Origin of the sequence: Sutcliffiella sp. FSL R7-0096, from assembly GCF_038595065.1 — a bacterium.
Classification (GTDB): domain Bacteria; phylum Bacillota; class Bacilli; order Bacillales; family Bacillaceae_I; genus Sutcliffiella_A.
The window spans coordinates 558,226-580,185 of record NZ_CP152003.1 but is presented as its reverse complement, the minus strand read 5'-3'; the positions used below and the strand labels follow the sequence as shown (position 1 = coordinate 580,185).

The 21,960-nt window shown below is 44.5% G+C and carries 22 protein-coding genes; 5 read left to right on the top strand and 17 right to left on the bottom strand.

What is annotated here, in order from left to right; all coding sequences use genetic code 11:
• The first annotated feature begins 2 nt into the window (after window positions 1-2).
• Entirely contained in the window at window positions 3-1,307 is a 1,305-nt protein-coding gene (locus MKY77_RS03115) for a uracil/xanthine transporter (RefSeq protein WP_339148801.1), read from the top strand.
• Window positions 1,308-1,338: 31 nt separating this feature from the next.
• Here the strand turns inward: MKY77_RS03115 and MKY77_RS03110 are convergent, their stop codons facing one another.
• Complete coding sequence (locus MKY77_RS03110; protein WP_339148800.1) at window positions 1,339-2,385, bottom strand: NAD(P)/FAD-dependent oxidoreductase; 1,047 nt, start codon at window positions 2,383-2,385, stop codon at window positions 1,339-1,341.
• Between the two features lie 256 nt (window positions 2,386-2,641).
• On the opposite strand from MKY77_RS03110, the gene MKY77_RS03105 reads away from it, so the two are divergent.
• Window positions 2,642-3,055, top strand: coding sequence for a hypothetical protein (locus MKY77_RS03105; protein ID WP_339148799.1), 414 nt, complete (start codon window positions 2,642-2,644; stop codon window positions 3,053-3,055).
• A 246-nt stretch (window positions 3,056-3,301) separates the two neighbouring features.
• On the opposite strand, the gene MKY77_RS03100 is transcribed toward MKY77_RS03105, so the two are convergent.
• Genes MKY77_RS03100 through MKY77_RS03070 form a run of 7 tightly spaced genes read right to left on the bottom strand, consistent with a single transcriptional unit; the run spans window position 3,302 to window position 8,137 of the window.
• The gene (locus MKY77_RS03100) at window positions 3,302-3,853 is read right to left on the bottom strand and encodes a GNAT family N-acetyltransferase (protein WP_339148797.1); all 552 of its coding nucleotides are present in this window, start codon (window positions 3,851-3,853) and stop codon (window positions 3,302-3,304) included.
• Between the two features lie 24 nt (window positions 3,854-3,877).
• Window positions 3,878-4,603 carry a hypothetical protein gene (locus tag MKY77_RS03095; RefSeq protein WP_342515643.1) on the bottom strand — a complete coding sequence of 242 codons (726 nt, stop codon included), beginning with the start codon at window positions 4,601-4,603 and terminating at the stop codon, window positions 3,878-3,880.
• Window positions 4,536-5,096, bottom strand: a complete 561-nt coding sequence (locus tag MKY77_RS03090; RefSeq protein WP_339148794.1) for a GNAT family N-acetyltransferase — start codon at window positions 5,094-5,096, stop codon at window positions 4,536-4,538. The genes MKY77_RS03095 and MKY77_RS03090 overlap by 68 nt, the downstream gene beginning before the upstream one ends.
• A 13-nt stretch (window positions 5,097-5,109) precedes the next feature.
• Window positions 5,110-5,889 carry a Cof-type HAD-IIB family hydrolase gene (locus tag MKY77_RS03085; protein ID WP_339148793.1) on the bottom strand — a complete coding sequence of 260 codons (780 nt, stop codon included), beginning with the start codon at window positions 5,887-5,889 and terminating at the stop codon, window positions 5,110-5,112.
• 32 nt (window positions 5,890-5,921) lie between these two features.
• Entirely contained in the window at window positions 5,922-6,281 is a 360-nt protein-coding gene (locus tag MKY77_RS03080) for a nuclear transport factor 2 family protein (RefSeq protein WP_339148792.1), read from the bottom strand.
• A gap of 12 nt (window positions 6,282-6,293) precedes the next feature.
• Complete coding sequence (locus tag MKY77_RS03075; RefSeq protein WP_339148791.1) at window positions 6,294-6,839, bottom strand: short-chain dehydrogenase; 546 nt, start codon at window positions 6,837-6,839, stop codon at window positions 6,294-6,296.
• Window positions 6,836-8,137, bottom strand: coding sequence for a GNAT family N-acetyltransferase (locus MKY77_RS03070; RefSeq protein ID WP_339148790.1), 1,302 nt, complete (start codon window positions 8,135-8,137; stop codon window positions 6,836-6,838). Before MKY77_RS03070 ends, MKY77_RS03075 begins: the two co-directional genes overlap by 4 nt.
• A 179-nt stretch (window positions 8,138-8,316) precedes the next feature.
• On the opposite strand from MKY77_RS03070, the gene MKY77_RS03065 reads away from it, so the two are divergent.
• Window positions 8,317-9,081 carry a DeoR/GlpR family DNA-binding transcription regulator gene (locus MKY77_RS03065; protein ID WP_342515727.1) on the top strand — a complete coding sequence of 255 codons (765 nt, stop codon included), beginning with the start codon at window positions 8,317-8,319 and terminating at the stop codon, window positions 9,079-9,081.
• Window positions 9,082-9,263: 182 nt separating this feature from the next.
• Here the strand turns inward: MKY77_RS03065 and MKY77_RS03060 are convergent, their stop codons facing one another.
• Window positions 9,264-9,806, bottom strand: coding sequence for a GNAT family N-acetyltransferase (locus MKY77_RS03060; protein WP_339148788.1), 543 nt, complete (start codon window positions 9,804-9,806; stop codon window positions 9,264-9,266).
• A 360-nt stretch (window positions 9,807-10,166) separates the two neighbouring features.
• On the opposite strand from MKY77_RS03060, the gene MKY77_RS03055 reads away from it, so the two are divergent.
• On the top strand, window positions 10,167-12,023 hold the full coding sequence (locus tag MKY77_RS03055; RefSeq protein WP_339148786.1) for a M4 family metallopeptidase: 1,857 nt from the start codon (window positions 10,167-10,169) through the stop codon (window positions 12,021-12,023).
• 51 nt (window positions 12,024-12,074) lie between these two features.
• Here the strand turns inward: MKY77_RS03055 and egtD are convergent, their stop codons facing one another.
• From egtD to MKY77_RS03020, 7 genes are all read right to left on the bottom strand, one after another.
• Window positions 12,075-13,037 (bottom strand): L-histidine N(alpha)-methyltransferase, encoded by a 963-nt coding sequence (egtD, locus tag MKY77_RS03050; RefSeq protein WP_339148785.1) that lies wholly within the window; start codon window positions 13,035-13,037, stop codon window positions 12,075-12,077.
• Window positions 13,034-14,299: an ergothioneine biosynthesis protein EgtB gene (egtB, locus tag MKY77_RS03045; protein ID WP_339148783.1), complete on the bottom strand. Its 1,266-nt coding sequence runs from the start codon at window positions 14,297-14,299 to the stop codon at window positions 13,034-13,036. The genes egtD and egtB overlap by 4 nt, the downstream gene beginning before the upstream one ends.
• Before the next feature lie 24 nt (window positions 14,300-14,323).
• Window positions 14,324-14,950, bottom strand: coding sequence for a flavodoxin family protein (locus tag MKY77_RS03040; RefSeq protein WP_339148782.1), 627 nt, complete (start codon window positions 14,948-14,950; stop codon window positions 14,324-14,326).
• 459 nt (window positions 14,951-15,409) lie between these two features.
• A complete protein-coding gene (locus MKY77_RS03035; RefSeq protein WP_339148780.1) occupies window positions 15,410-16,231 on the bottom strand; it encodes an MFS transporter in 822 nt (273 codons plus the stop codon).
• The gene (locus MKY77_RS03030) at window positions 16,228-17,271 is read right to left on the bottom strand and encodes a metalloregulator ArsR/SmtB family transcription factor (RefSeq protein ID WP_339148779.1); all 1,044 of its coding nucleotides are present in this window, start codon (window positions 17,269-17,271) and stop codon (window positions 16,228-16,230) included. The genes MKY77_RS03035 and MKY77_RS03030 overlap by 4 nt, the downstream gene beginning before the upstream one ends.
• 131 nt (window positions 17,272-17,402) lie before the next feature.
• On the bottom strand, window positions 17,403-18,428 hold the full coding sequence (locus tag MKY77_RS03025) for a serine hydrolase (protein WP_339148778.1): 1,026 nt from the start codon (window positions 18,426-18,428) through the stop codon (window positions 17,403-17,405).
• Window positions 18,429-18,712: 284 nt separating this feature from the next.
• The gene (locus MKY77_RS03020) at window positions 18,713-19,474 is read right to left on the bottom strand and encodes a methyltransferase domain-containing protein (RefSeq protein WP_339148777.1); all 762 of its coding nucleotides are present in this window, start codon (window positions 19,472-19,474) and stop codon (window positions 18,713-18,715) included.
• Between the two features lie 227 nt (window positions 19,475-19,701).
• On the opposite strand from MKY77_RS03020, the gene MKY77_RS03015 reads away from it, so the two are divergent.
• Window positions 19,702-20,619 carry a ketopantoate reductase family protein gene (locus MKY77_RS03015; protein WP_339148776.1) on the top strand — a complete coding sequence of 306 codons (918 nt, stop codon included), beginning with the start codon at window positions 19,702-19,704 and terminating at the stop codon, window positions 20,617-20,619.
• 161 nt (window positions 20,620-20,780) lie between these two features.
• Here the strand turns inward: MKY77_RS03015 and MKY77_RS03010 are convergent, their stop codons facing one another.
• A complete protein-coding gene (locus tag MKY77_RS03010; protein ID WP_339148775.1) occupies window positions 20,781-21,944 on the bottom strand; it encodes a MalY/PatB family protein in 1,164 nt (387 codons plus the stop codon).
• Window positions 21,945-21,960 lie beyond the last annotated feature (16 nt).

The following is a 21,960-nucleotide window of genomic DNA, read 5'->3' as shown; positions in this document are numbered from 1 at the left end:
CTATGAATAAATTAATCTCATCGTTTACGATGTTTTCTTCCTTACAATGGCTTTTTTTCATTTTCGCCAATACGGTCGTGGTTCCGCTTTCTATCGGGGCAGCATTTGATGTGACACCGGAAGTAAGCCGGATGATGCTGAGCGCCTCCCTTCTTTTCACGGGGCTTGCGTGCATCTTTCAAGGGTGGATGGGCCACCGTTACCCGCTGCTGGAAGGACATTCTGGTTTATTGTGGGGTGTGATGCTGAATCTAGGGCTCACTGCTTCTTCTCTAGGAATGAGTTTCACGGAAATAGGTGGGGGTGTCGCGACAGGACTGTTGCTCGCAGGAGGGTTTACCATGCTGCTTGCTGTGTTCGGCTGGACGTCAGTACTACCGCGTATTTTTACGCCTATGGTCATGACGGTGTACCTTTTCCTATTGACCTTCCAATTGATGATGGTATTTTTCCAAGGGATGCTTGGCATTACAGAGGATGGCGTGATGAATGTACCTGTCAGCATCCTTTCTGTTGTGCTTGTTATTTTTGTAAGTGTGTTGAAAATAAAAGCACCGCGGGTTATCGGTAACTTCGCGATTCTTATAGGGATCATCATTGGGTGGATAGCCTATGTTCTGCTGTTTCCAGGTGGTGGACAGGAGGCGCCGGCTGCTACCTTCGCATTTGACCTGTTTCCGCTCGGGGCGCCGAACCTTGAATACGGAATAATTGCGGTCGCATTTTTTGCAGGGGTGTTGAATCTGAGTAACACGATTGCATCCGTCCAGGCTGCAGCTGACCTATATGGAGAGACCGCCACACCAGGGCAATTCAGGAATTCCTTCTTTTTTACCGGTTTATTTTCTGTCATTGCATCCCTATTCGGACTTGTCCCATACACGCCATTCACGTCGACGATCGGATTTTTGCAGAGTACAAGGATATTGGACCGGAAACCGTTTTTCATAGGTGGTTTCATGCTTGCAGCCATTGGACTTGTACCACCGTTGACCTCTTTCTTGGTGACAATGCCTATGACGGTAGGGAACGCGGTGCTGTTTGTTGCTTACCTTCAGTTGTTCGGAACCGCTTATGGTAGTTTACGGGGCGCTGTTTTCAACTCGGATACGATTTTTCGTTTGGCCGCTCCGGTATTATTGGGAGTGTGCTTGATGAACACCTCGCCGGCTGTTTTTGGTCCGTTACCGGTGTTATTGCAACCGTTCTTGGCTAATGGATTGATTATGGGAGTACTGCTCTCGATTGTGTTGGAAAAGGTGACGAATTGGGGACAGTTTGAGGATAAGGCAGTTGGGCATAGCTGATCCGGGGGTGGATTGGCTATGCTTTTTCCTTTTAAGATTTTCTAGAGAAAAACTCCATCAAATACTTTGCATCCCTCCCCACTCCACAAATCAATCCAGATCCCCTTGTGTATTGCCATGGCAAACCCAAAAAGTACAATCCACTTATATTTGTCACCCCTCTTTTATGAATTGGCTTACCGTCCACGCCCATGACTCCATTAATGTTAATACAGTCGTATGCGGGAATGAAACCTGTTGACCAAACGATACTATCGAACTCTTGATTGGTATCGTCTTCAAACTTAACTTTGTTTCCATCAACCATACTGACACGCGGCTTCAGCTTCACTTTCCCGTTTTTCAGATATGCTTTTAGTTCTTTTCCAAAGATGGGATCGGACTGTTTTTGGAACCACATTCCTTTAGGTGTATCAACTCCTGCAAATAAGAGCCCAGTCCGCTCCAACCAGCTGAAGATGCTTCTGCCTAAAAACTTAAGAGGAAGAAATTTAAAACGATGGCTGACAGCGATGGTCACCTGTTTTTCTTTTGCCAATTCCACCGCAATCTGGGCTCCGGAATTCCCTCCTCCTACTACCAGGACGCTATCTCCGTTCATATCTTTTGGTGAACTGTATTCTGAGGAGTGAAGCTGCGAAGGCAGATTATCTTGTGATTCGAAAATTTGTGGTATGTATGGTTTTTGGAATGCTCCTGTCGCAACAATTACGTTTGTTGCGGAGATGTCCCCTTGATTGGTGATCATCTGGAATGTACCATTCATTTTCGTTAACGATTGTACCTGCACATTATTTTTTATGGGAAGATCAAAATGACTGACATATTTCAATAAGTATTCCCCTAGTTCGTCTTTAGTAGGAAACCCCTCTGGCTCCCCTGACAATGGCAACCCAGGAAGAGAGCTGTACCTGCGCGGAGTAAATAAAACAAGGGATTGATACCTTTTCCGCCAGGAATCTCCCACCCTTTCATTGCCGTCCAGGATGATAAATGGAATTCCCTCTTTTTTAAGATAATAGCCCATCGATAATCCCGCTTGACCTGCCCCAATAATAACAACCTGATAAGATTCCATTCTGCCATCCTCCCTTCAACATTCAAACGTTCGTTTGAATATAATTATATAACATAGGAAACAAATGTAAATGGTTTTTACCATATATGTTTCGCTTCTCCTCTCTGGTGGTAAGATAGTAATCATCAAGAACTAGGGGGAAACCGTCATTCGCCAGATAGAATTCAAGTACGAAGTCACAAGACATGCTTTATCCGCGCTGGTTGATCAGTTTAAACCTTGGCGCTATGGGAGAATTCTCTTTTATATAGGGGCTTTGCTTTTCAGCATCTATTCCTTTATCGACCTGCTTCAGATGTACGGGGAAATCCCTACCGGAATCTTTATCATGTCCGCCGTAATGGCATTTCTCGTTCCGTTCGCTGTTGCTTTTCTATTGATAAAGGTGGTCACTTTTCTTGCTGGAGTCATTTTATTGAGGAAGCCAGTTTTTGATGAGGAAATAGTAGTGCGGTATGAAGAGGGAGACGACTATTTCCTAGCGGGTAAAGACCAATCGAGGTTTGACTTTTCCAACCATACGGAAATGATTGAAACAAAGGACTACTACATACTGTTTAAAGGGAAGCTTATCCAGGACGGGATTGCGATTCCCAAACTGTCATCACTTGATGAGGGATATGAGGAGAGAGTCGAGTTTCTGATTAGTAGAATACAAAGGAAAAAATGAGCAAGAAGCCTTTCGTGGATGTGGAAAGGCTTCTTTATGTGCACTTGGGTCTCTCTAAAAGTGGGGTTTGGTAATTATGTTTTATTTTGAGGTGGGACCAACCATTTTGAGCGCCCCATACCACCTGACATTGGGGCGATATCCATCCTAAAAATGATATATCCATTATTACTATCTCAAGGCACTAATGAAACGCGCCCACCCTCTAGAAATACGGTATCAATCCTTTTGAATAGTGCACTCATGCTATCTGTTCTTTTCTTTGAATTCTTCGTGTGTCAGGCCGAATAACAACACATCATGGTAGCCTCCATCTGTATACACCATATTACGCATGCGCCCCTCTTCTACAAATCCGAGACGTTCATGCAACTTAACAGATCCTTCGTTAAAAACATACACATGCGCATTCACTTTCTGATACCTGAGTTCCCCGAAGAAATAGCGCAGCACAACTCGGACGGCATCACTCGCATACCCTTTCTTCCAGTGCTCACGGAAAATACTGACGCCATAGCTGAATGTGCCGTTTTGCAGGTCGCAACTGTTTGTGCTGATGCTACCGACAAGCTCACCGCTGAAGTTCTCGATGGCAAGCCTAAAGTTATGGCCATCCCAGCCCTTTTCCGACTCCCTTTCTGTCCATCTCTTGGTGCCCTCTTCCGACCTTGGCCCATAGATGGCATCATTCAATCTGGCAATCTCTGAATCCATCCCGTCCTTATGGAATTCCTCCCAATCTGAAGGCTGGATCGGCCGCAAACGTACGGCTATACCTTCCCATATATGAAAAGCCATATTTCCTATCCTCCATTACATTTTTTATTGATATGACTTTAAGTGCTCCCCTAGATCCTCTAAGCTATTGATGCTTGAGATATCATCCTTCTGCAACTGAAGTGTTCTATTTTGATAGCTGATGCCAACATGATGAAGGGGAACTCCCTTTTCTTTTAATGCCTGTAAAAACCGGAAGGCCCGCTCTATTTCTTTGTCGCTGTTTGCGCTGTTCACTCGGACATTTTCTACGGAGACTCCCACTTCAACTGTTGCATGCTTTTTATAATCCACCCTAATTACATCTTTTGGTTCTGTTTCAGGTAAGATCAAACTAGTCCCATAATTAGTGAGATTCGGATAATATTCTTCTATTATTGGACCAATCTCCTTGTTTGCCTCAAAACTCCAAACCTCATACCCATACCCATCTTGCATTTCCCCCGTATACCGATTCTGCCCCACATAAAACAAAAGTTCCGGATCGTCTTTTGCATAGGCATAAGCGTGATACTTTCTTGTATGAAAAAAATCAAAAGAGATATCCTTGATCACAAAATCCTTGCCGTATTTCTCTTCCAAATACGCTTCGAATGCTTGTTTGTTCGTCCACATGCCCCAAGGCGATCCCCAAAAGACAAACGACAGGAGCAGGGCCAGAATGATCCCCCCTGAACCCCACCATAAAAATTTTCGCTTCAGCTTACATTCCTCCAGCTTTTCGTTTTTTCCAATCCTCTGCAAGCATTCCGTATACCGCATGATCAACATGACGGTCATACAGCCATTCGGCTTGACGGATCTTTCCTTCCAACGTAAATCCGAGTCTCTCTGGAATGGACCTGCTTTTTACGTTCTCCACCGCGGCACGAATATCAACCCGGTTCATCCCAAGTTCCGTGATGGCATAGTCCGTCAGAGCTTCCGCCACCCTTGTCATGATGCCATTCCCTTGATAATCCTTATCCAACCAGTACCCGATATACGTTACTTTGTTCGTCCAGTCAAGTGTATTGTAGCCTGCAACACCAACGATTTCCCCTTTATAAAGGATCAATGTAGTCATTGCTTTATTTTCCGCATGGCTTTGTCTGGTTCCTTTTATGAAATCCTTGGAGTCCTCCACCTTTTTTGTAAAGTCCAACCATGGCAACCACTCACGCAAATAGTCCCTGGAGTTGTCGGTTAGCTCGAATAGTCGTTCCGCATCTTTTTCCTCTGCTAGCTTCAAGGATAGTTCCTCATCAATTTTATGTACGAACATGGTCGTGTGCCCCCTAAATGATTTGTAGTTTTTTCAATGCATATTCAATTCCATCTTCACTAGAATTTTTGGTGACAAAGTCAGCAACTGATTTCAACCTGTCGCTGCCGTTCCCCATCGCAACACCATAGCCAACAAGCTCGAGCATGTCGATGTCATTCTCCCCATCCCCGAAGGCGACTGCCTCGGACTTGTCGATACCGAAGTAGTTTAATAACTTCAGAATGGCGACAGATTTAGAAACATCCTCTTGCAATACATTCAAGATAAACGGGTGCCATCTCCTGAATGTCAGGTGCGGGAATCTTTCCGTGTATGGCTCCATCATGTCTTCCGCTGCAAACAAGCACATGAGATAGACTTCCTGTTCATTGGTTTGGTCCATCACCGAGAAGTCCTCTAACCCTAGTACCCCCAGTGTTTCTTTCAACGCTTGTGAGATCCGCGGTTCTTCCACCCCGTTCATATGGAAGCCTTCCGTATAAAAAGAAAGTCCGTGTTTCTGTTCTGAAGCAAACTGGACCACTTCTTCCATCACCTTTTTATCCAGCGGAATTTTATGGATAACCTCTTCTAAATGCTTGGCATACCCTCCATTGGCAGTGATGAACGTATCAATTCCAAGCTCCCGAATCTCCTCACACATGGATAGCGGGCGGCCGGTTGCTGCCACCACGATAAGCCCTTTATCTTTTAACGTTTGGATGGCGGCTATTGTTTTCTCTGAAATACTGCCATCCTCGTGATGTGTAAGGGTGCCATCGATATCAAAAAATACTATTTTGCAGTTCATAACATTCCCCCTTTTACAAACCATTTTCCTTTTTATCGGCTCAAATGCTCGTGAATCAACTTCCATTGTCCCTCATCTTTTACAAATACATTGGTTGCACGCCCGCTGCCAGAAATGAACTCCCCGTTCAGGTACCCTTCATAATGAAAGGTATAGAGGCATGTGGCCGTGTGCTCATCCACCGCAATCCACTCCACATCCTTTGCCGAGTAGATTTCCTCTTTGATCGTGTCCCATGCGTTTTCGAAAAAGGCTCGGATTTCTTCCATGGTAGTGCAGGAACTATTGGTGAACCAATAAACCACATTGGCGTGGAGCAATTTTTCCACATTATCGAAGTTGTGGGTATTTGTTGCTTCAATGTATTGATTTAGTGCATTTTGATAGCTCATAAGCATTCTCCTTCACGGTCTCATTTTCGCTGGTTCCAACACCCCGACTAGCAAAGTTGGTGCTTTATACTGAATAGCTTCCATAACTCCTTCAGAAATTTCATGGTTTTTCAACCATCTTCCCCTGTCCTCCTCTAGCTTGAAACCGAGTTGGACTTGATGGTAGTTACAAGTCCTTGGAATGAGGAGGCCACTTTTCACTTCCGCCAGTTTTGCCCGACTTCCAAGTACGTGATTCAACTCCCATGTTCCACTTGTTTCTGCTACAATTTCAATCAGTCTTCCTAACCCCTGCTCTCCACCAGTATGAACCCACGCAACAACCAATGTGAATGGACCCTTTTCAGAAATCGTTTGTTTGAGAAGGATGTCTAACTGATCTATTTTTTTATAGTCGACAAGTAGTGGAGTTATTTTATCCTTATCTGTTTTCTCTACAAGGTGGCTCATTTTCTCTGGATTCCTTCCGATTACAGAAACGTGATAATCCTGTTCCACTAACCAAGTGCATACCTCTGAAAGCATCCCGGTTCCACCAACCACCAGTGCATGCTTCATGGCATTTTCTCTCCATTCACTTTCAATCGGTACACAAACTGCTCTCCCATTTGCCCCATCACCCTTTTTCCACTGTCTTCGAATCCAGCCCTCAAGTAAACCCGTTGAGCCGTTTCATTTCTTCGATTCACAGCCAAAACCACCTCTTCCACCTGAGGGAAATTCAGCTCCACATAATCTGGAAGCAACTCTAGTGACTTCCCTGCAATGCCTTGTCCTTGAAATTGTAGGGAGACGGAATATGCCCGCAAAAGAATGGCATTAGGGTTGTCCGTATAACTTGGAATTTCTTCTCCCTCATAAAGGACGAAAAAGCCTGCAGGGCGCCCATCCTTTAAAATAACTACGGGATGCCTTCCCTTATCCGTTTCACAAGCCTTCCATGCGTCCCTGGGATGGGAAGTAAATTTCAACTGACTTTCTGTTAACTTGTATTCTGATAAATGTTCCAAGTGTTCGATTTGAAAGTTTACTAGTTTAACCTCACTCTTACTCTGATTCTCTTTTTCTCCAAGTCCATTTTCATTACAAAATTGTATAAGCTCTTTAGCAAAATGAATCGTGGCATTAAGTCTCTTTTCATTTGTGGTAAAGCTTCTTTCTGGATTTCCTTGCCGGATATTGATTGCCTCTTGTACGAGGCCATGCCATTTCGGTTCAAGTACACGTAATCCATACGCTCCTGCAGCCAGCTTGGAAATGATATTCTCTTCCTTTAATGTGTAAAATTGACGAAGCAACCCCAGCACTGTCCATTCCATTTCCGCTTCTATGTGTTTGACTGGATAATTGATAAGTTGATCCTGCTTTTTTTCCATGGCAGATATCCTTGTTGCCCAGTAGTCATTCATGTTTTTTCGCACATAGGTTGTGAGGTCTTCCGTTGTTACGTTAAGTGCCAGCTCGCTAGAAGCCTGCCCCATGAACGTTATTCCTTTGTTCTTGAGCAACCACCACGTCACAGGAATATCGTGAACCGCTTTACCAAAGGTCCCTTCATTATAAAAATAGCCCTCAGCTGCTAGGTTGGACGATTGCACATATATGCCATCCAATTGCGGGTTTTTGCATGTTTCTGCAAGATTCAAGTGAATATCTTTTAAGATAGTCGCATCTTTATTTGTCAGCTTCCGGCTTGTCACCGCAACAAAATCCACGTCACTTTCTCCTTCTATGTACGCATCTATTGCGAGGGATCCATGAAGGTATAATCCGTCCAGCAGCCCTGGTAACGCTTGATTACATTTATCTATATAAAGGTCTAAAACCTTTTGTACGCTTTTTGGAATCTTCTTCATTTCTATCACCCTTTCTTAAAAAAACACATTCCACACATTTCGACTTCCTGCCTGTTCTTTCCTTTTAAAAATGTTAAAGCGGAACAAAAAAGCGTAAACGTGAAGATTAAAGTTGACAAAACATGAATAAACATGAAATAATAGGAAAGAAGTTGAATTCAAATATTGGGGTGATGTTCTTGTTTACTGATGAAAGACGGGGAGAAATTTTGAAGGTATTGAATCTGGAAGGAAGAGTGCTGGCTAAGGATTTGGCGGATCAATTTAATATGTCCATCGATTCCATCCGCAGGGATTTATCCATCATGGAAGAACAGGGATTATTAAAACGCACACACGGGGGTGCAATCCCGGTAGCATCCGTTCGTACTCTGCCACGTCCTCCTGCAGAGCGCTTTGGGGACGGCACGGAACACCAGAATGCCATTGCAGAATTGGCGGCAGGATATGTAAAAGCTAATCAAACGGTATTTATCGGCGGAGCGTCGATTCATTATGTGCTACTCAAATATCTACCAAAGGACATTCCATTCACTGTGCTGACCAACTCACTTGAAATTGCGTATGCTTTGCGCGGGTCTGATAACATCTCGACCTTTTTAATTGGCGGGAATGTGAAAAGCTCCGGCAACATCACAGATGCATTGGCGAACGAATTTGCGCGACAGTTTACCGTGGATTTGTGCTTTGCAACGGCAGGGGCTCTTTCTGTAAAAGGGATGAGTACCGCAACGCCGGAGGTGGCCATATTTTATAAGACGGTTTATGATAACTCGAAGAAACTGGTTGCCATGTTTGAGCATACAAAGGTGGGGCAGGAGATGTTTGCCGGCATGTACCCGGTTGGGAAGTTGGATGTGGTGATTACTGATGCGGAGACAGATAAGGAGAAAGTGGATGCGTTGAAGGCTGCTGGGGTGGAGGTTTTGGTGGCTGGAGTATAGCATTTGTAAAAGGAAAGCGACAGTATGGATGGGTACTGTCGTTTTTTTTATGGAGATGGAATTTCGTGCCAAATCACCTCAAGTTCGTGCCAAAGCACTATTTCCCCTGTAGCCACTCTAATCCTCCCCATCTAAAAAAGACATTACTCCCAGAATCCCCCGGGATCAATGTCCATAAGAAATCAATTTCCCCTCTCAAACTCTTCCCGCAGCAATCCATAATATGCCAAGTCTACAAATCTACCGTCCCTCATCGCATGCTGGCGCCAGGTTCCCTCGTGCTTCATGCCGACTTTTTCCATGATGCGCCAGGAACCTGGGTTATCGGCGAATGCACCTGCGAACATTTTGTTTAAGCCTAGCTCTTTGAATCCAAACGCAACCACCGCACGTGCCGCCTCGGTCCCATACCCTTTCCCCCAGTAGGGACGGCCGATCCAGTATCCAAGCTCGCCACGTTTGTAAGAAAGAGTCTGCTTGATATTGATAATACCTATTAAACTGTCAATTTCTTTTTCCACAATCGCAAATACCACCAGTCCCCTCTCTTTTGAATCCCACATACTTCGAATGAAATCCGCCGCAGATCCCGGAGGATAAGGATGCGGCACGGTTAGGGTTGTTTTGGCAAGTTCATAATCACTTGCCAGTTCTTCGACACGATCGGCGTCTCTTAGCTCTAATCTGCGTAATAGTAATCTTTCTGTCTCTAAAAAAATAGTCATACTCCTGAACCTCTCCCCTCTTAAATTAGAAATACAAGTAATATTTTCCTATTATATACATCTATTCAGCATTGTCCATACTTCCAAACTATCATTTAACCTGTTTTCTACATTATATTCCAAACTTCTCCTTCCAAAAAACAGGGTAAATATCCTACGTACTTTACCACGTTACCGCGCCTTAAGTCATAGCAAATCCTGTCATTTTTTATCATTTCTCCCGTGTTCAAGTTCCCCTGACCTTAAAAATAGTCTGAATAGTCTGTTTACCATTTCCCTCCTTTGCATTACGATAAACTTGTCGAAATATCGCAACCCGATATTTTCGTAACACTAAGTATTTAAAGGGGATGGGTTTATTTGAAGAAGATCTTTGTTTTATCTGCAGTAGTATTTCTTATCTTCGCTGGTCTTTTCTCCGGCGGACCATCGTCGAACGCGGCGAGCTCACTACAGGAATTTAAAAGTAAAGGAAAAGTAAGGGTTGTCGACAATCAAGGCAATCAGGGACCACCTTCCTTTGTAGCTGGTATTCTATCAGAAAAGCAAGCAAAGGCAGATGCTCAAAATGCGAAGAAGTTCCTTGGCAAACATAAGGACTTTTTCCACATGAACAATCCTGAGAAAGATTTGAAGGAAGTAAGAGCAACAACCGATGACCTTGGGATGACCCACGTTCGCCTGCAACAAACTAAAAATGGCGTTCCGGTCGATCGAAATGAACTGAATGTTCATTTTAATGATGAGAATGTCATTACAACTGTAAATGGAAACTTCGATACAAAACTAGATTCCTTAGAAATCAACACCACCCCTTCCATTCAAGCGGACAAAGCGGTAACGGAGGCGAAAGTAGCAGTTGACGCTCCTGCAGAAGTTCCTGTGGAGTCCTCTGAGTTAATCATCTATCCACTTGAAGAAGAATATCATCTTGCTTACCGAGTAAACCTTGAATTTTTCGAAGGCGAAGCTGGTAACTGGTATGTGTATGTGGATGCCCACAATGGTAAAGTGCTAGATCAATATAATGCGATGACAGGCTTAGGTTTTTTTGAAGATATCATTGGAACGAACAACGTAGAAGGTTCTTCTGCTTTAAAAGTGGAGCAAGGTCCAAATCCGAAAGCCGTTGAGAATGCTGGAAAATTAAAGCCGGCGCGTGGTTCTGGCTTAGGTACGACTGGTTTAACGAAGCTGTTAAACCTTTCACACGGGAATGTTCCTGGCAGTGGCGAGGGATCCCAGTTCTTCCTTGCGGATTACACTTCTCCACAAATGAACGGAATTTTTACCTATAATATGAGAAACACATCCAATCAAATGTGGTTATATTCCAATACGAATGCTTCTTGGAAAGATGTAGAATACACGGGTGACAGCAGTACATGGGAAACGGTTGGACAAGGTCCTGCGGTGGACGCGCATTCCAACTCCCGAATCGTGTATGACTATTTCTTAAATAACCACGGACGCAACTCCTTGGATGATAACGGCATGGCCATCAATTCCCGTGTACACTACGGAAGAGAGTATAATAACGCATTTTGGAGTAACGGAATCGCGATGATGACATATGGAGATGGCGATGGAAAACAATTCATTCCACTTGCTGCTCTTGATGTAACAGCGCATGAAATGGTACACGGCATCACGCATTACAATGGTGGCCTTCGCTACCGCTTTGAAACTGGTGCCATCAATGAAGCCTACTCTGATACTTTTGCAGCACTAGTGGACGATAGCAACTGGGATATCGGCGAGGATATCATGGGTGAGGAATGGTTGGCGAATGGCAGAACGGCCCTTCGAAGCAACGAAGACCCTGGTAAATTCCCGACAGGTGCTGTTTACTGGCCTTACAGCATTGACGGCGAAGGTCGCTACCCGGCTCATATGGATGAGTACTACTACTTGCCTGCGAACATGGATAATGGTGGCGTACACATCAACTGTACGATTCTTCAGCACTCTGCCTACCTTGTAGCGGAAGAGTATGGCATGGGTAGAACAGTGGTTGCGGACACTTGGTACCGCGCGTATGACTACCTGCACTATGACGCTTCTTTTGCGGAGTTCCGTGAAGCGATTTTACAATCTGCCATCGACCTTTATGGCGAGGGTAGCGAAGAGTATAACGCGTTCTTGGGAGCATTTGACGATATCGGTCTTTATGAAGGCTGGTCTGTGAATGACAATCCGAGAGCACCACAATTTTAATTAGAACGAGGAAAGAGTGCCTCTGTAACATAGGAGGCACTGTTTTTTTGTTTATTTTTCTAGGTAATGCACACTGAAATTTTCTTCATCATCTGTCCACACTTTGCTCGGCTTAAATCCGCACTCCAACGCCATCGTCTGAAACTGACCGATTGAATATTTATAAGAGTTTTCCGTGTGGATGGTTTCGCCTTCCCGGAAGGAGAATTCATGCTCACCGATGATCACTTGCTGATCGCACTGACTTTCAAGGTGCATTTCAATGCGACCCTTTTCCTCGTTATAGTAAGCGAGGTGTTCGAACTGTTCCTCGTTGAAATTTGCCCCCAGCTCCCTGTTCATCCTTTTGAGGAGGTTGAGATTGAATGCCGCGGTGACGCCTTCCCTGTCATCATATGCCCGCTCTAACGTGTGGAGGTCCTTTTTCGTATCGACACCAATAAGGAAACCATCTCCTTCGTTCAAAAGCTGGGCGGACTTAATCAGGAAATTCCGAACATCCACCGGCTCGAAGTTTCCGATTGTAGAACCAGGGAAAAAGATGACCTTTTTTCCACTCGACTCTAACGGCAAGGTAAGCGGAGCCGTATAATCACCACATACCGCCTTTATGGTGATATGAGGGAATTGCATCGCGAGCTCCAAGCTAGATTGAAAGAGAAAGTCCCGTGAGATATCAATTGGAACATATTCTTTAAGACTCGCGAAATTGTGAAGCAGTGCCTTAACTTTGTTGCTGCTTCCACTGCCATATTCTATCAAGGTGTGGACGTTACCGACAGAGAGCGTGATTTCCTGAATCCTTTCGTTGAAAATTTTCATTTCGGTGCGCGTCGGATAGTACTCCGCAAGTTCTGTTATCTCCTCAAATAACTCGGAGCCATGATGGTCATATAAATATTTTGAAGAGATGGTTTTCACTGGAGCTTCTAGTCCTTTTACTATTTCATCACGCATGTTTTCTTTTTCTATATAAAAGTCATAGCTCTGGATATTATGTTCTAATAATCTCATAGCGCATCCTCCGCCAGTCGGAATCCGCTGAACTGCCAGCGTTTGTCAGCCGGGAAGAAGTTGCGGTAGGTGTTTCGGATATGTTCCTGCGGTGTGGCACAGGAACCGCCCCGCAACACCATCTGATTGCACATGAATTTAGCATTATATTCACCAAGCGCCCCTTCAAGCGGCTTGCTTCCCGGGTATGGTGAGTAGGCGCTTGCTGTCCATTCCCACACATCACCAAACATCTTGGAACCTGCTGATTGATCGGAGGCTGCAGGATGATAGTTGCCTGTGTCCATCGTGTTCCCTTTTATCTCGAGATCCCTTGCCGCATGCTCCCACTCTGCTTCTGTCGGCAGACGCTTGCCCTTCCATCTGCTGAAGGCATCCGCCTCATAGAAGCTGACATGAACAACAGGCTGATAGAGATCCAGCTTCTTCTTTCCTGCCAGGGTAAAAATATACCACTCGCCATCCTCATCCTTACTCCAGTAAAGCGGAGCCTGCCAGTCATTCTTTTTCACCGTATTCCAACCGTCGGATAGCCAGTAATAAGGTTTCTGATACCCACCGGCTTCGATGAATTCCAAGTATTCACCGTTCGTGACAGGCTGGTCAGCCAGTTTATATGGCTCGAGCCATACTTTATGATTCGGCCCTTCATTATCAAAAGCAAACCCTTCGCCGTTGTGCCCGATTTCAATGAGACCTCCATCATATATGTGGAAGGATGGTTCTCTTTTTTTTGATGATGTAGATTTGGATTCTTTATAGACTGGATGCAACGGATTCACAAAGAAGTTGTATTTTACATCCATCAAAATCAGCTCTTGATGCTGTTGTTCATGCTGCATGCCGATTTCTATGAGGCTATGGACCTTGTCGACTTTTTCTGGTTCGCCCCCTTCAAGTTGTGATAAGAGATCCACCACATAATTATCAATATAACTGCGGTATTGGAAAATGTCTTGTATGCTTGGTCTAGAAAGGACGCCGCGCTGATGCCTCGGCTGGAAAGGACCAACTGTCTCGTAATAGGAATTAAAAAGAAAATCGTATGTTGGATGGAACTCTCTGTAGTTCTCAAAGTACTCTTTGAGGACAAAGCGCTCAAAGAACCATGTGGTATGGGCCAGATGCCATTTGGGCGGGCTGACATCCGGGTGTGATTGAATAATGAAATCTTCCGTCTCCAATGGTTGAACAAGCTTCATGGTGAGGTCACGCACATTCATAAATCGTTGTGATATTGATTTGATTGTTTGTGTTTCCATGGATACCGCTCCTTTTATTGAATTCTAGCTCTGTTCGACCACATTTCCCTCTGCAGGGATTGGGTTCTCTTTTAGCATTTTGGCGAAATGCATCAAATTGTATGCCATGATCTTGGCATGCTCCATAGTAAAGTCGTTCTTATATCCTTCTGCTTCGATATAGGACGGTCCCGGTCCGGCTTCGCCAACCCAGTATGTATCAACATTTGGTGGGATCGTAAATCCTATATGCGTCAAGCCGTACAGAATGGAAGAAGCCGCATTTTTCGCACCATCTTCGTTCCCCGTTATGACCACCCCTCCTACCTTGTTATAGTAAATATATTGTCCATTGTCGTTCGTTAGTCCACTTCCTCCATCAAGTCGTTCCATTACCATTTTCGCAACACTGCTCTTCTCACCAAGCCACACCGGGGTTCCGATGATGACGATATCCGCATGCTTCACCTTGTTGAACACTTCTGGCCATTCATCCCCATAGCCTTCGTCCTCACTAACACCGAATTTTATGTTGTAATCTACTATCCTGACAATCTCGGATGCTACGTTTTCTTTGTTGAAGTGGGTGATTACCTCTTTCATAAGTGCTTCTGTATTGGATTCTTCCTTTGAAGATTTGAGTGAACAGTTAAGGAAAAGTGCTTTTGTCATGTGTGGTGTTCCTCCTTTAAGTTGGGTTTAATTGAAAATATTACTCTTTACCCTATTAAAGGTAATTGAAACGTAAAAAGATGCATTTGGTGGGTGATGTTTGTGTTAGGGGGAGGTGGATTTTGGGCGATTACAGGGGTAACTCTAACGAGTAGTACTTATTCTTACGGGCAAAAATGGTTCTAATTTATGGGTGTATCTATGCTATGACGACTGAACTTCTCCTTTTTTTGATTCTGGTGGTTCCATACGAGCTCTATGACGACTGAACTTCTCCTTTTTTTGGTTCTGGTGGTTCCATACGACCTCTATGACGACTGAACTTCTCCTTTTTTTGATTCTGGTGGTTCCATACGACCTCTATGACGACTGAACTTCCCCTCTTTTCGATTCTGGTGGTTCCATTGCAACTCTTTGGAGATTGCGGAAAGGAAAGGGGAAGAAAAAACTCCCCCTCCGTCATGATGCCTTCCGTTCCTCCATCTCCTCATCCATAAACTTAAAATATGGTAGCAACATCCCCACCAACGCGACACCAGCGATCATAAAGCCTATCAAAAAGTACAATGGCCTCACTCCCCACACTTCACCAAGCATTCCGCCCACCAATACGCCCAGAGGCATAACGCCCCTTATGATAAAGAGGCGAACGGAAAATATTTTGCCCATCAAGTGGTTGGGAATGATTCGTTGGCAGAGCACCGTATTGTTAATACTGAAGATGGCCATCACCACACCTGCCAACACTTCTAGCACAATGGCGACCATTAAACTGCTCCCGTTCCACCCAAGTCCGACAAATGTCAGCCCGCCGATTGCCAATGCTCCAAGCATCACAAAACGAGGACTTCCGAAAGCGATTCGCCCAACCAACAATGCCCCCAAAATATACCCAACAGGAAATCCCGCCATAAAATAACCATACGAGGCATAACTCCCTCCAAGCTCTCCGGTAATATAGGGCAGTGTTGTGACCATCGTGACCCCCACACCAAACTGAACGAACGCAAGGAAAAAGCCCAGCCAAGCAACAATCCGTTGCTTGAAGAAAAAGGAGATGCCTTCACTAAACTCCTTCCACCATGTGCTTCGTACTCGGAGCTCCGGTGTCGGTTCTTTTACAAACCACAACAGCCACATGGAGCTTAAGGCCAAGGTTGAACCTGTTAGCTGATACACCATGATGGAGTTGCAGAAGGTCCCAAAAGCACCGCCAAGTTCGGAAATCATGTTTCCCGACCAGACATAGAGAAACGAGCGATTCTTCCAAACCTTTTTCATCGATCCAGATACCTTTGCAAATCTTCTTCTATAAGACTCACAGCTTGCTTTCGTAATGTGTAAACCCCATCCTTACTATCCACGAGTTTGGCGGCCCTTAATATTTTCAAGTGATGGTGGATGGTGGATTTTCCCACCTCCAATAAACCGGTCAACTCCTGCAGGGTACATTCCTTTTCCGACAGATGCTTCACGATCCGCAATCTTGCCTCATCCCCTAATGCCTTGTATTTTGCCACCAAAAAGTGATCCGGGGTGTACCTATCATTTGGCGCAATGCTTTCATCGGCTACAGGATAGTAAAAAATTTTCGTCCCTTCCATATCTGCTTCAATATTCCATGGACGGTAAATTTGCTGCGGCACAAGCATTACCTCTTGCACATTCGGCTCCGCACGATATTCAATCCCACCTGTCGCCCACTCTACTAGCTGTTCTGTCGAGAGCTTATTCAACTTTTCTTCCTTGGACGCGACATCCCTCTTCAACATCTCACAGATTTCCCGCTCGGATGGTTGCACAAATTCCTCATACCATTTGATCATCACAATTTTAAGGTGACTTTTTAACTGGGCGGTATCACTTTCGCAAATCCACTGTATGTATTTTGGAAAGAAACTGTGTTCCTTCGTTGCCTCCATCAAAGAACGGCAAGGATGTTTGTCCCCTTTTGAAGCCTGCCTCCGCATGTCCTGAAGCTCCTTGCCCAAGTAAGGAAGAGAATAAAACTTAAGCTGACTGTCCTCGAGCTCTTCTATAAAAGAAAGGAATTCATGAAAATCTTCACAGTGATGATAATGACAAAGTTGCAGCAAGGCTTTCCACGTGTTGTGCTTTTCCACATAATCCAGATTATCCTGTAATTCAGGTGACAAGTTCCCCCTGAGATTGCTCCAATAATGCTTAGTTTTTTCCAAGGAATCGTGTAATGGCGTATTCGTCACTACCGCAATTCCCAGCGCACACTCCAAGAGGATGGAATGCCTGAACGATACCTGGTAGGACTCTCTTTTTCTGTTTGTAATGCTTAGGAGTTTCATATTTGATCAGCACCTCGTTTTATATTTATAGAATACATAATTCTATAAATATAGAATAAATCCTTTATTAATTTCATAGGCAAACGCAAAAAAGACATACCTGCAACTAACAGATATGCCTCTCTTCTTATTCAGATCAGGTCTTCAAGCAAGTACATCAGCTTATGGGGACCACTTTCTTTATTGGACGGAATCACGACAATCGTTTCTGAGTCCGGGTAGTAGCCTGACGCAAAGCTTACACCTGGATCATAGCCCATGACATGGTATTTTACTATGTTGTCAGACTCTTTCTCGATCCAGGTTCCATAACCATAGTAATCTCTTTCGTTATCCGTTTGAATCCAAGGTGTCAGCAATTTGGCGAGCATTTCTTTACTTACTAACTTCCCGTTCATTAGGGCTTGCCAAAGTTTCGCCATATCCCCTGCTGTAACATAGGCTCCACCGTCTGCTCCACCTTTTATAGGGATGGAGTAGCTGTTGGTCCTCCAGGAACCGTCTTCCTCTTCCATGTAACCAATTGCCGTTCTGCCAGGTAACTTATCCAGAGAGAAATAACCGGAATCAGACATTTGTGCAGGGGTAAAAATATGTTCCTCTACATAATCAGAAAAAGGAACGCCCGCTACCTTTTCAATGACCAACCCTAATAATATATAACCGGCATTATTATAGTGGAATTTTTCTCCCGGGTTGAATTTCATCTGTTGTTTCTGAAAGAGCGGGAGGAAATCTTCTAGTTGTCTCATGCGATACATTGGATTCTCCACCCAAAGCTCTTCGAAATCATCCATTTCATCCTCGTCAAAATAGTCCGGTATGCCAGATGAGTGGGTTAACAGATGGTGGACCGTGGCCTCCCCATCGAAATGAGGGAAAGAATGATCCAACAAGTTGCTTATTTTTGATTGAAACGTTAGGGATCCCCTCTCCACCAACTGGCATATGCCAATCGCCGTGAAAAGCTTACAGCCTGAGGCAATTCCGTATCTCGTGTTGGTAGTGTTGGAAATGGATTCTGCCCGATTGGAGAAGCCATGAGCACTGGAATGGATTATTCCAGTGCGGTTCTCCACGTGTATCACACCTGAAAAGTCTATTTCGCTTACCTTGTTAGCTAATTTAGTTTCTAATTCTACGTTTTTCACTTTCACTTGGATTAAACCCCTTTATATCCTTTTGACTCGGGGGACGGGTGACATTATATATGCGGTTATGGACTCAATATATATATTATCACACTATTTAGGCAATTGCAGAGGGAACCGTCCCAGTAAGGCGTTAGGGATTTATCATTTACTGTCGGAACTAGGGCAAATACAGTCCGACCTCTTGCATATACTGTCCGTTCCCACCTAAATACAATCCAAATACTATACAATACATGCCAAACGACACTGTTCGACAAACGCCACGATTATAATGCTTGCCCAGATGTTTATTTGCTTGTCGCCTTTAAAATAAACCGGTCCTGCCTGATATCCAAATACCCTTCCCGATTAATTTTCAGATGAAGATTGTACAAGGGATCCAGGTAATCTTCTACCATGAAATCCACTACCTGCCACGGAATGGCCTTTAAATAATAGATTAGTGCACCGATATCGTAAAAACGTTGCATAGGATATTCCTTTTTACTAAGTAGAATCTGGAATCCATGCTCTTCCAATTGCTTATATGCAAATTCAAGATTCCAATGAGCATACTCTTCATTAATCGGTGCTCCCAGAAATCTGTTGATGTCCTGACAGTCGCTCCGCCCCACCTGCTGAGAGAGAAATGTCCCTCCCTCTTGCAGAACTCTTCTAACCTCGCTCGGATCGTACTCTTCATGTTTGTTGATAATTAGGTCAAAGTGTTTGTCTGGAAAAGAAAGCCGGTTGTACGGCTCCACTTCGACCACCTGTACACCGAGTGGTTCCAGTCTTCCTTTTGCAATAGGATAGTTCGGTTTGTAGCCTTCGGTTGCACAGACAGTTTGTGGGAATGGTTGCAACTTGGAAAGCAGTTCCCCGCCGCCTGTCCCCATGTCCAGCATGGATGTGGCATCTGCCATCAGTTTTTTTGCGATGCTGCCGTATGACCAGGAAAGCATTCCTGATGCAAGACGGCCAGTTTCTGTTATATGGGAGAAATCCCATCCGGAAAAATCGGTTTCTGCCTCTTTTAAATAGTGTTCGAATAGTTGATCAGTTTTCATTTAGTTATCCTCCATTTTCTTTCATTCAGTTGCTGGTGCCTAGTAGCTTGGAGGTCCGCGATTGCGTTTTTATATGTTGTGTTCAAGTAGATTCATTGGGCTTTCTCCTATTTTTCTTTTCTTCTAATATACCAAATATTTGAACTTTATGAGACAAATGCATTCCTGGACAGATTTTTCTCCAAACCTGTTACAATGAAGCCATACATAATAGGGAGGGATTATAGGTGAAGATACTTGTTGTCGGTGCAGGTGCGGTTGGTGGATATTTTGGCGGACGTTTAGTGGAAAAGGGCGAGGATGTAACGTTCCTTGTACGGGAAAAAAGGAAGAAGCAACTTGAAGAGAGCGGACTTGTCATTAAAAGCGCTCATGGGGATGCCACACTAAAACCAAAGCTACTGGTCAGTGGAGAAAAGGCAGATCCGTACGATGTCATTTTATTATCAATGAAAGCCTACCATTTAAGTTCTGCGATGGAGGACTTCAGAAGTTATGCCGGACCGGACACGATAATTGTCCCTTTGCTTAACGGGATAGCACATATGGAAAAATTAAGTGCGGCCTTCAATGAGTCAAATGTGATTGGTGGACTATGCTTTGTGGAATCTACCTTGGACGACCAAGGGGCCATCATTCAGACAAGTGCCATTCATGATCTCGTTTTCGGGGAACTGGATGGCGGAAAGTCGGAACGGGTAGAGAAGCTCTCTAGATTTTTCAGTGGCACAAAGGCCAACTTTGTCTTATCCGAGAATATCCATCAAGCCATGTGGCAAAAGTACCTTTTCATCGCTACCTTGGCTGGGGTCACGACATTGTTCCGTTCGCCAATAGGGCCAATACGGGAGGATGAGTTCGGTGCGGATACCATCAAACAGACTTTAGAGGAAGCTGCCGGTATTATGAAAAGTGTAGATGCACCACTTGCTGAGAATATTGTGGATGGAAACTGGGATAAACTTCATTCCATCGAAGCAGGCATGAAGTCTTCGATGCAGCGTGACATGGAAAAAGGATTGTCGGTAGAGGCTGATCATTTTTATGGTTATCTGCTTGGGGTTGCGAAAGAGCAAGGGATATCCGCTCCTACTCTGGAGAAGATTTATGCCAACTTGCGGATTTATGAGGGGCAAAGACGTTAGTGGTTATGCTTTTGAAAGCTTAGGGTCGTGTGGCTCTAAGCTTTTTAGTTTTTTGTCTGCCAGAATAAAAAGTTTAATCCCGCCTCCAAAAATCAACTCCGGAAATCTTCATCTCCACCCCCAAGTAATTTCCCCAAGAAAAAACTGCCAACACGTTAGCGTCAGCAGTTCTCCATCTCTTTTATTGCGGCTTTCATTCTTAATAGTGCTTCCGTCAGCACCTCACGTGGGCAGGCAATATTTATGCGCTCGAAGCCTTGACCGCCTGCACCAAATTTCATTCCTTCATCAAGTCGGACTCCCGCTTTTTCTAAAAAGAAGGCGTGCAATTCTTCTGCAGCAATTCCGAGCTCCCGGCAATCCAGCCAGATCAAATGAGTTGCCTCGGGTTTCACTACTTTTATGGCTGGAATATGCTCCTTCAAGTATGTGTAAACATACTCTAGGTTTTCATTTAAATACTCCTTCACTTCTTGAAGCCAAGGCACCCCTTTATAGTAGGCTGCGATGGTTCCTTCTACCGCGAACGCATTGGGACGCATCAGCCCGAAACCGTTTAGGAGCGTTTCGTATTTCTCTTTTATTTCTTTGTTCGGAATGATAAAAATAGAGCTTTGCATTCCCGCAATGTTAAACGTCTTGCTTGGTGCTGCGCAGGTGATGGAAAAATCCAGATGGTCAGGATGCACCTTTGCGAATGGAATATGCTTGTGCCCCGGATAGGTGAGGTCGCCATGCATTTCGTCTGAGATCACCATCACTCCATGTCTTTCACAAATCTCCCCAATCTTTCGTAACTCTTCACGAGTCCAGACTCTGCCGACCGGATTGTGCGGGCTGCAGAGGATGAACACCTTCGTATTTGGCTGAGCTGCTTTTTCTTCAAAATCTTCGAAGTCCATTTTATAGCCGTCCTCGGAATAGAGGAGGGAATTATGCAAGATGTTACACCCTTGTGTTTGGATGGTAGAAAAGAACGGATAATAAACAGGATCCTGCACAATCACCGAATCACCCGGTTGCGTTAATGCCTTCAATAAAAGGTTCATCCCCGGAATGATTCCCGGACTGAACGAGATCCATTCGTGCTTCAGCTCCCAATCGTATTGCGTCTTCCACCAGTGTTCTACCGCGTCGTAGTACCTGGCGCAAAATGTACTGTATCCATAGATTCCGTGAGTGGCTTTTTGGCTGATGGCACTGACAATCTCTTCGGAAACCTGGAAATCCATATCTGCGATGCAAAGCGGGATAATATCTTGATCTTCGATGAACCATTTGACCGAATGCGTCTTTCTGCGGTCGATGAATTTTTCCAGTTGCATGGCTTTCTCCCCTTAA

Coding starts and splice junctions, on each gene's coding strand:
- MKY77_RS03110 (WP_339148800.1), bottom strand. CDS start 2,385: ATGGAATCTTATCAGGTTGTTATTATTGGGGCAGGTCAAGCGGGATTA.
- MKY77_RS03030 (WP_339148779.1), bottom strand. CDS start 17,271: ATGAAACTCCTAAGCATTACAAACAGAAAAAGAGAGTCCTACCAGGTA.
- MKY77_RS03035 (WP_339148780.1), bottom strand. CDS start 16,231: ATGAAAAAGGTTTGGAAGAATCGCTCGTTTCTCTATGTCTGGTCGGGA.
- MKY77_RS03010 (WP_339148775.1), bottom strand. CDS start 21,944: ATGCAACTGGAAAAATTCATCGACCGCAGAAAGACGCATTCGGTCAAA.
- egtB (WP_339148783.1), bottom strand. CDS start 14,299: ATGGAAACACAAACAATCAAATCAATATCACAACGATTTATGAATGTG.
- MKY77_RS03060 (WP_339148788.1), bottom strand. CDS start 9,806: ATGACTATTTTTTTAGAGACAGAAAGATTACTATTACGCAGATTAGAG.
- MKY77_RS03095 (WP_342515643.1), bottom strand. CDS start 4,603: ATGTTGATCATGCGGTATACGGAATGCTTGCAGAGGATTGGAAAAAAC.
- MKY77_RS03040 (WP_339148782.1), bottom strand. CDS start 14,950: ATGACAAAAGCACTTTTCCTTAACTGTTCACTCAAATCTTCAAAGGAA.
- MKY77_RS03100 (WP_339148797.1), bottom strand. CDS start 3,853: ATGGCTTTTCATATATGGGAAGGTATAGCCGTACGTTTGCGGCCGATC.
- MKY77_RS03080 (WP_339148792.1), bottom strand. CDS start 6,281: ATGAGCTATCAAAATGCACTAAATCAATACATTGAAGCAACAAATACC.
- MKY77_RS03075 (WP_339148791.1), bottom strand. CDS start 6,839: ATGAAGCATGCACTGGTGGTTGGTGGAACCGGGATGCTTTCAGAGGTA.
- MKY77_RS03090 (WP_339148794.1), bottom strand. CDS start 5,096: ATGTTCGTACATAAAATTGATGAGGAACTATCCTTGAAGCTAGCAGAG.
- MKY77_RS03070 (WP_339148790.1), bottom strand. CDS start 8,137: ATGAAGAAGATTCCAAAAAGCGTACAAAAGGTTTTAGACCTTTATATA.
- MKY77_RS03085 (WP_339148793.1), bottom strand. CDS start 5,889: ATGAACTGCAAAATAGTATTTTTTGATATCGATGGCACCCTTACACAT.
- egtD (WP_339148785.1), bottom strand. CDS start 13,037: ATGAGATTATTAGAACATAATATCCAGAGCTATGACTTTTATATAGAA.
- MKY77_RS03020 (WP_339148777.1), bottom strand. CDS start 19,474: ATGAAAACTGATCAACTATTCGAACACTATTTAAAAGAGGCAGAAACC.
- MKY77_RS03115 (WP_339148801.1), top strand. CDS start 3: ATGAATAAATTAATCTCATCGTTTACGATGTTTTCTTCCTTACAATGG.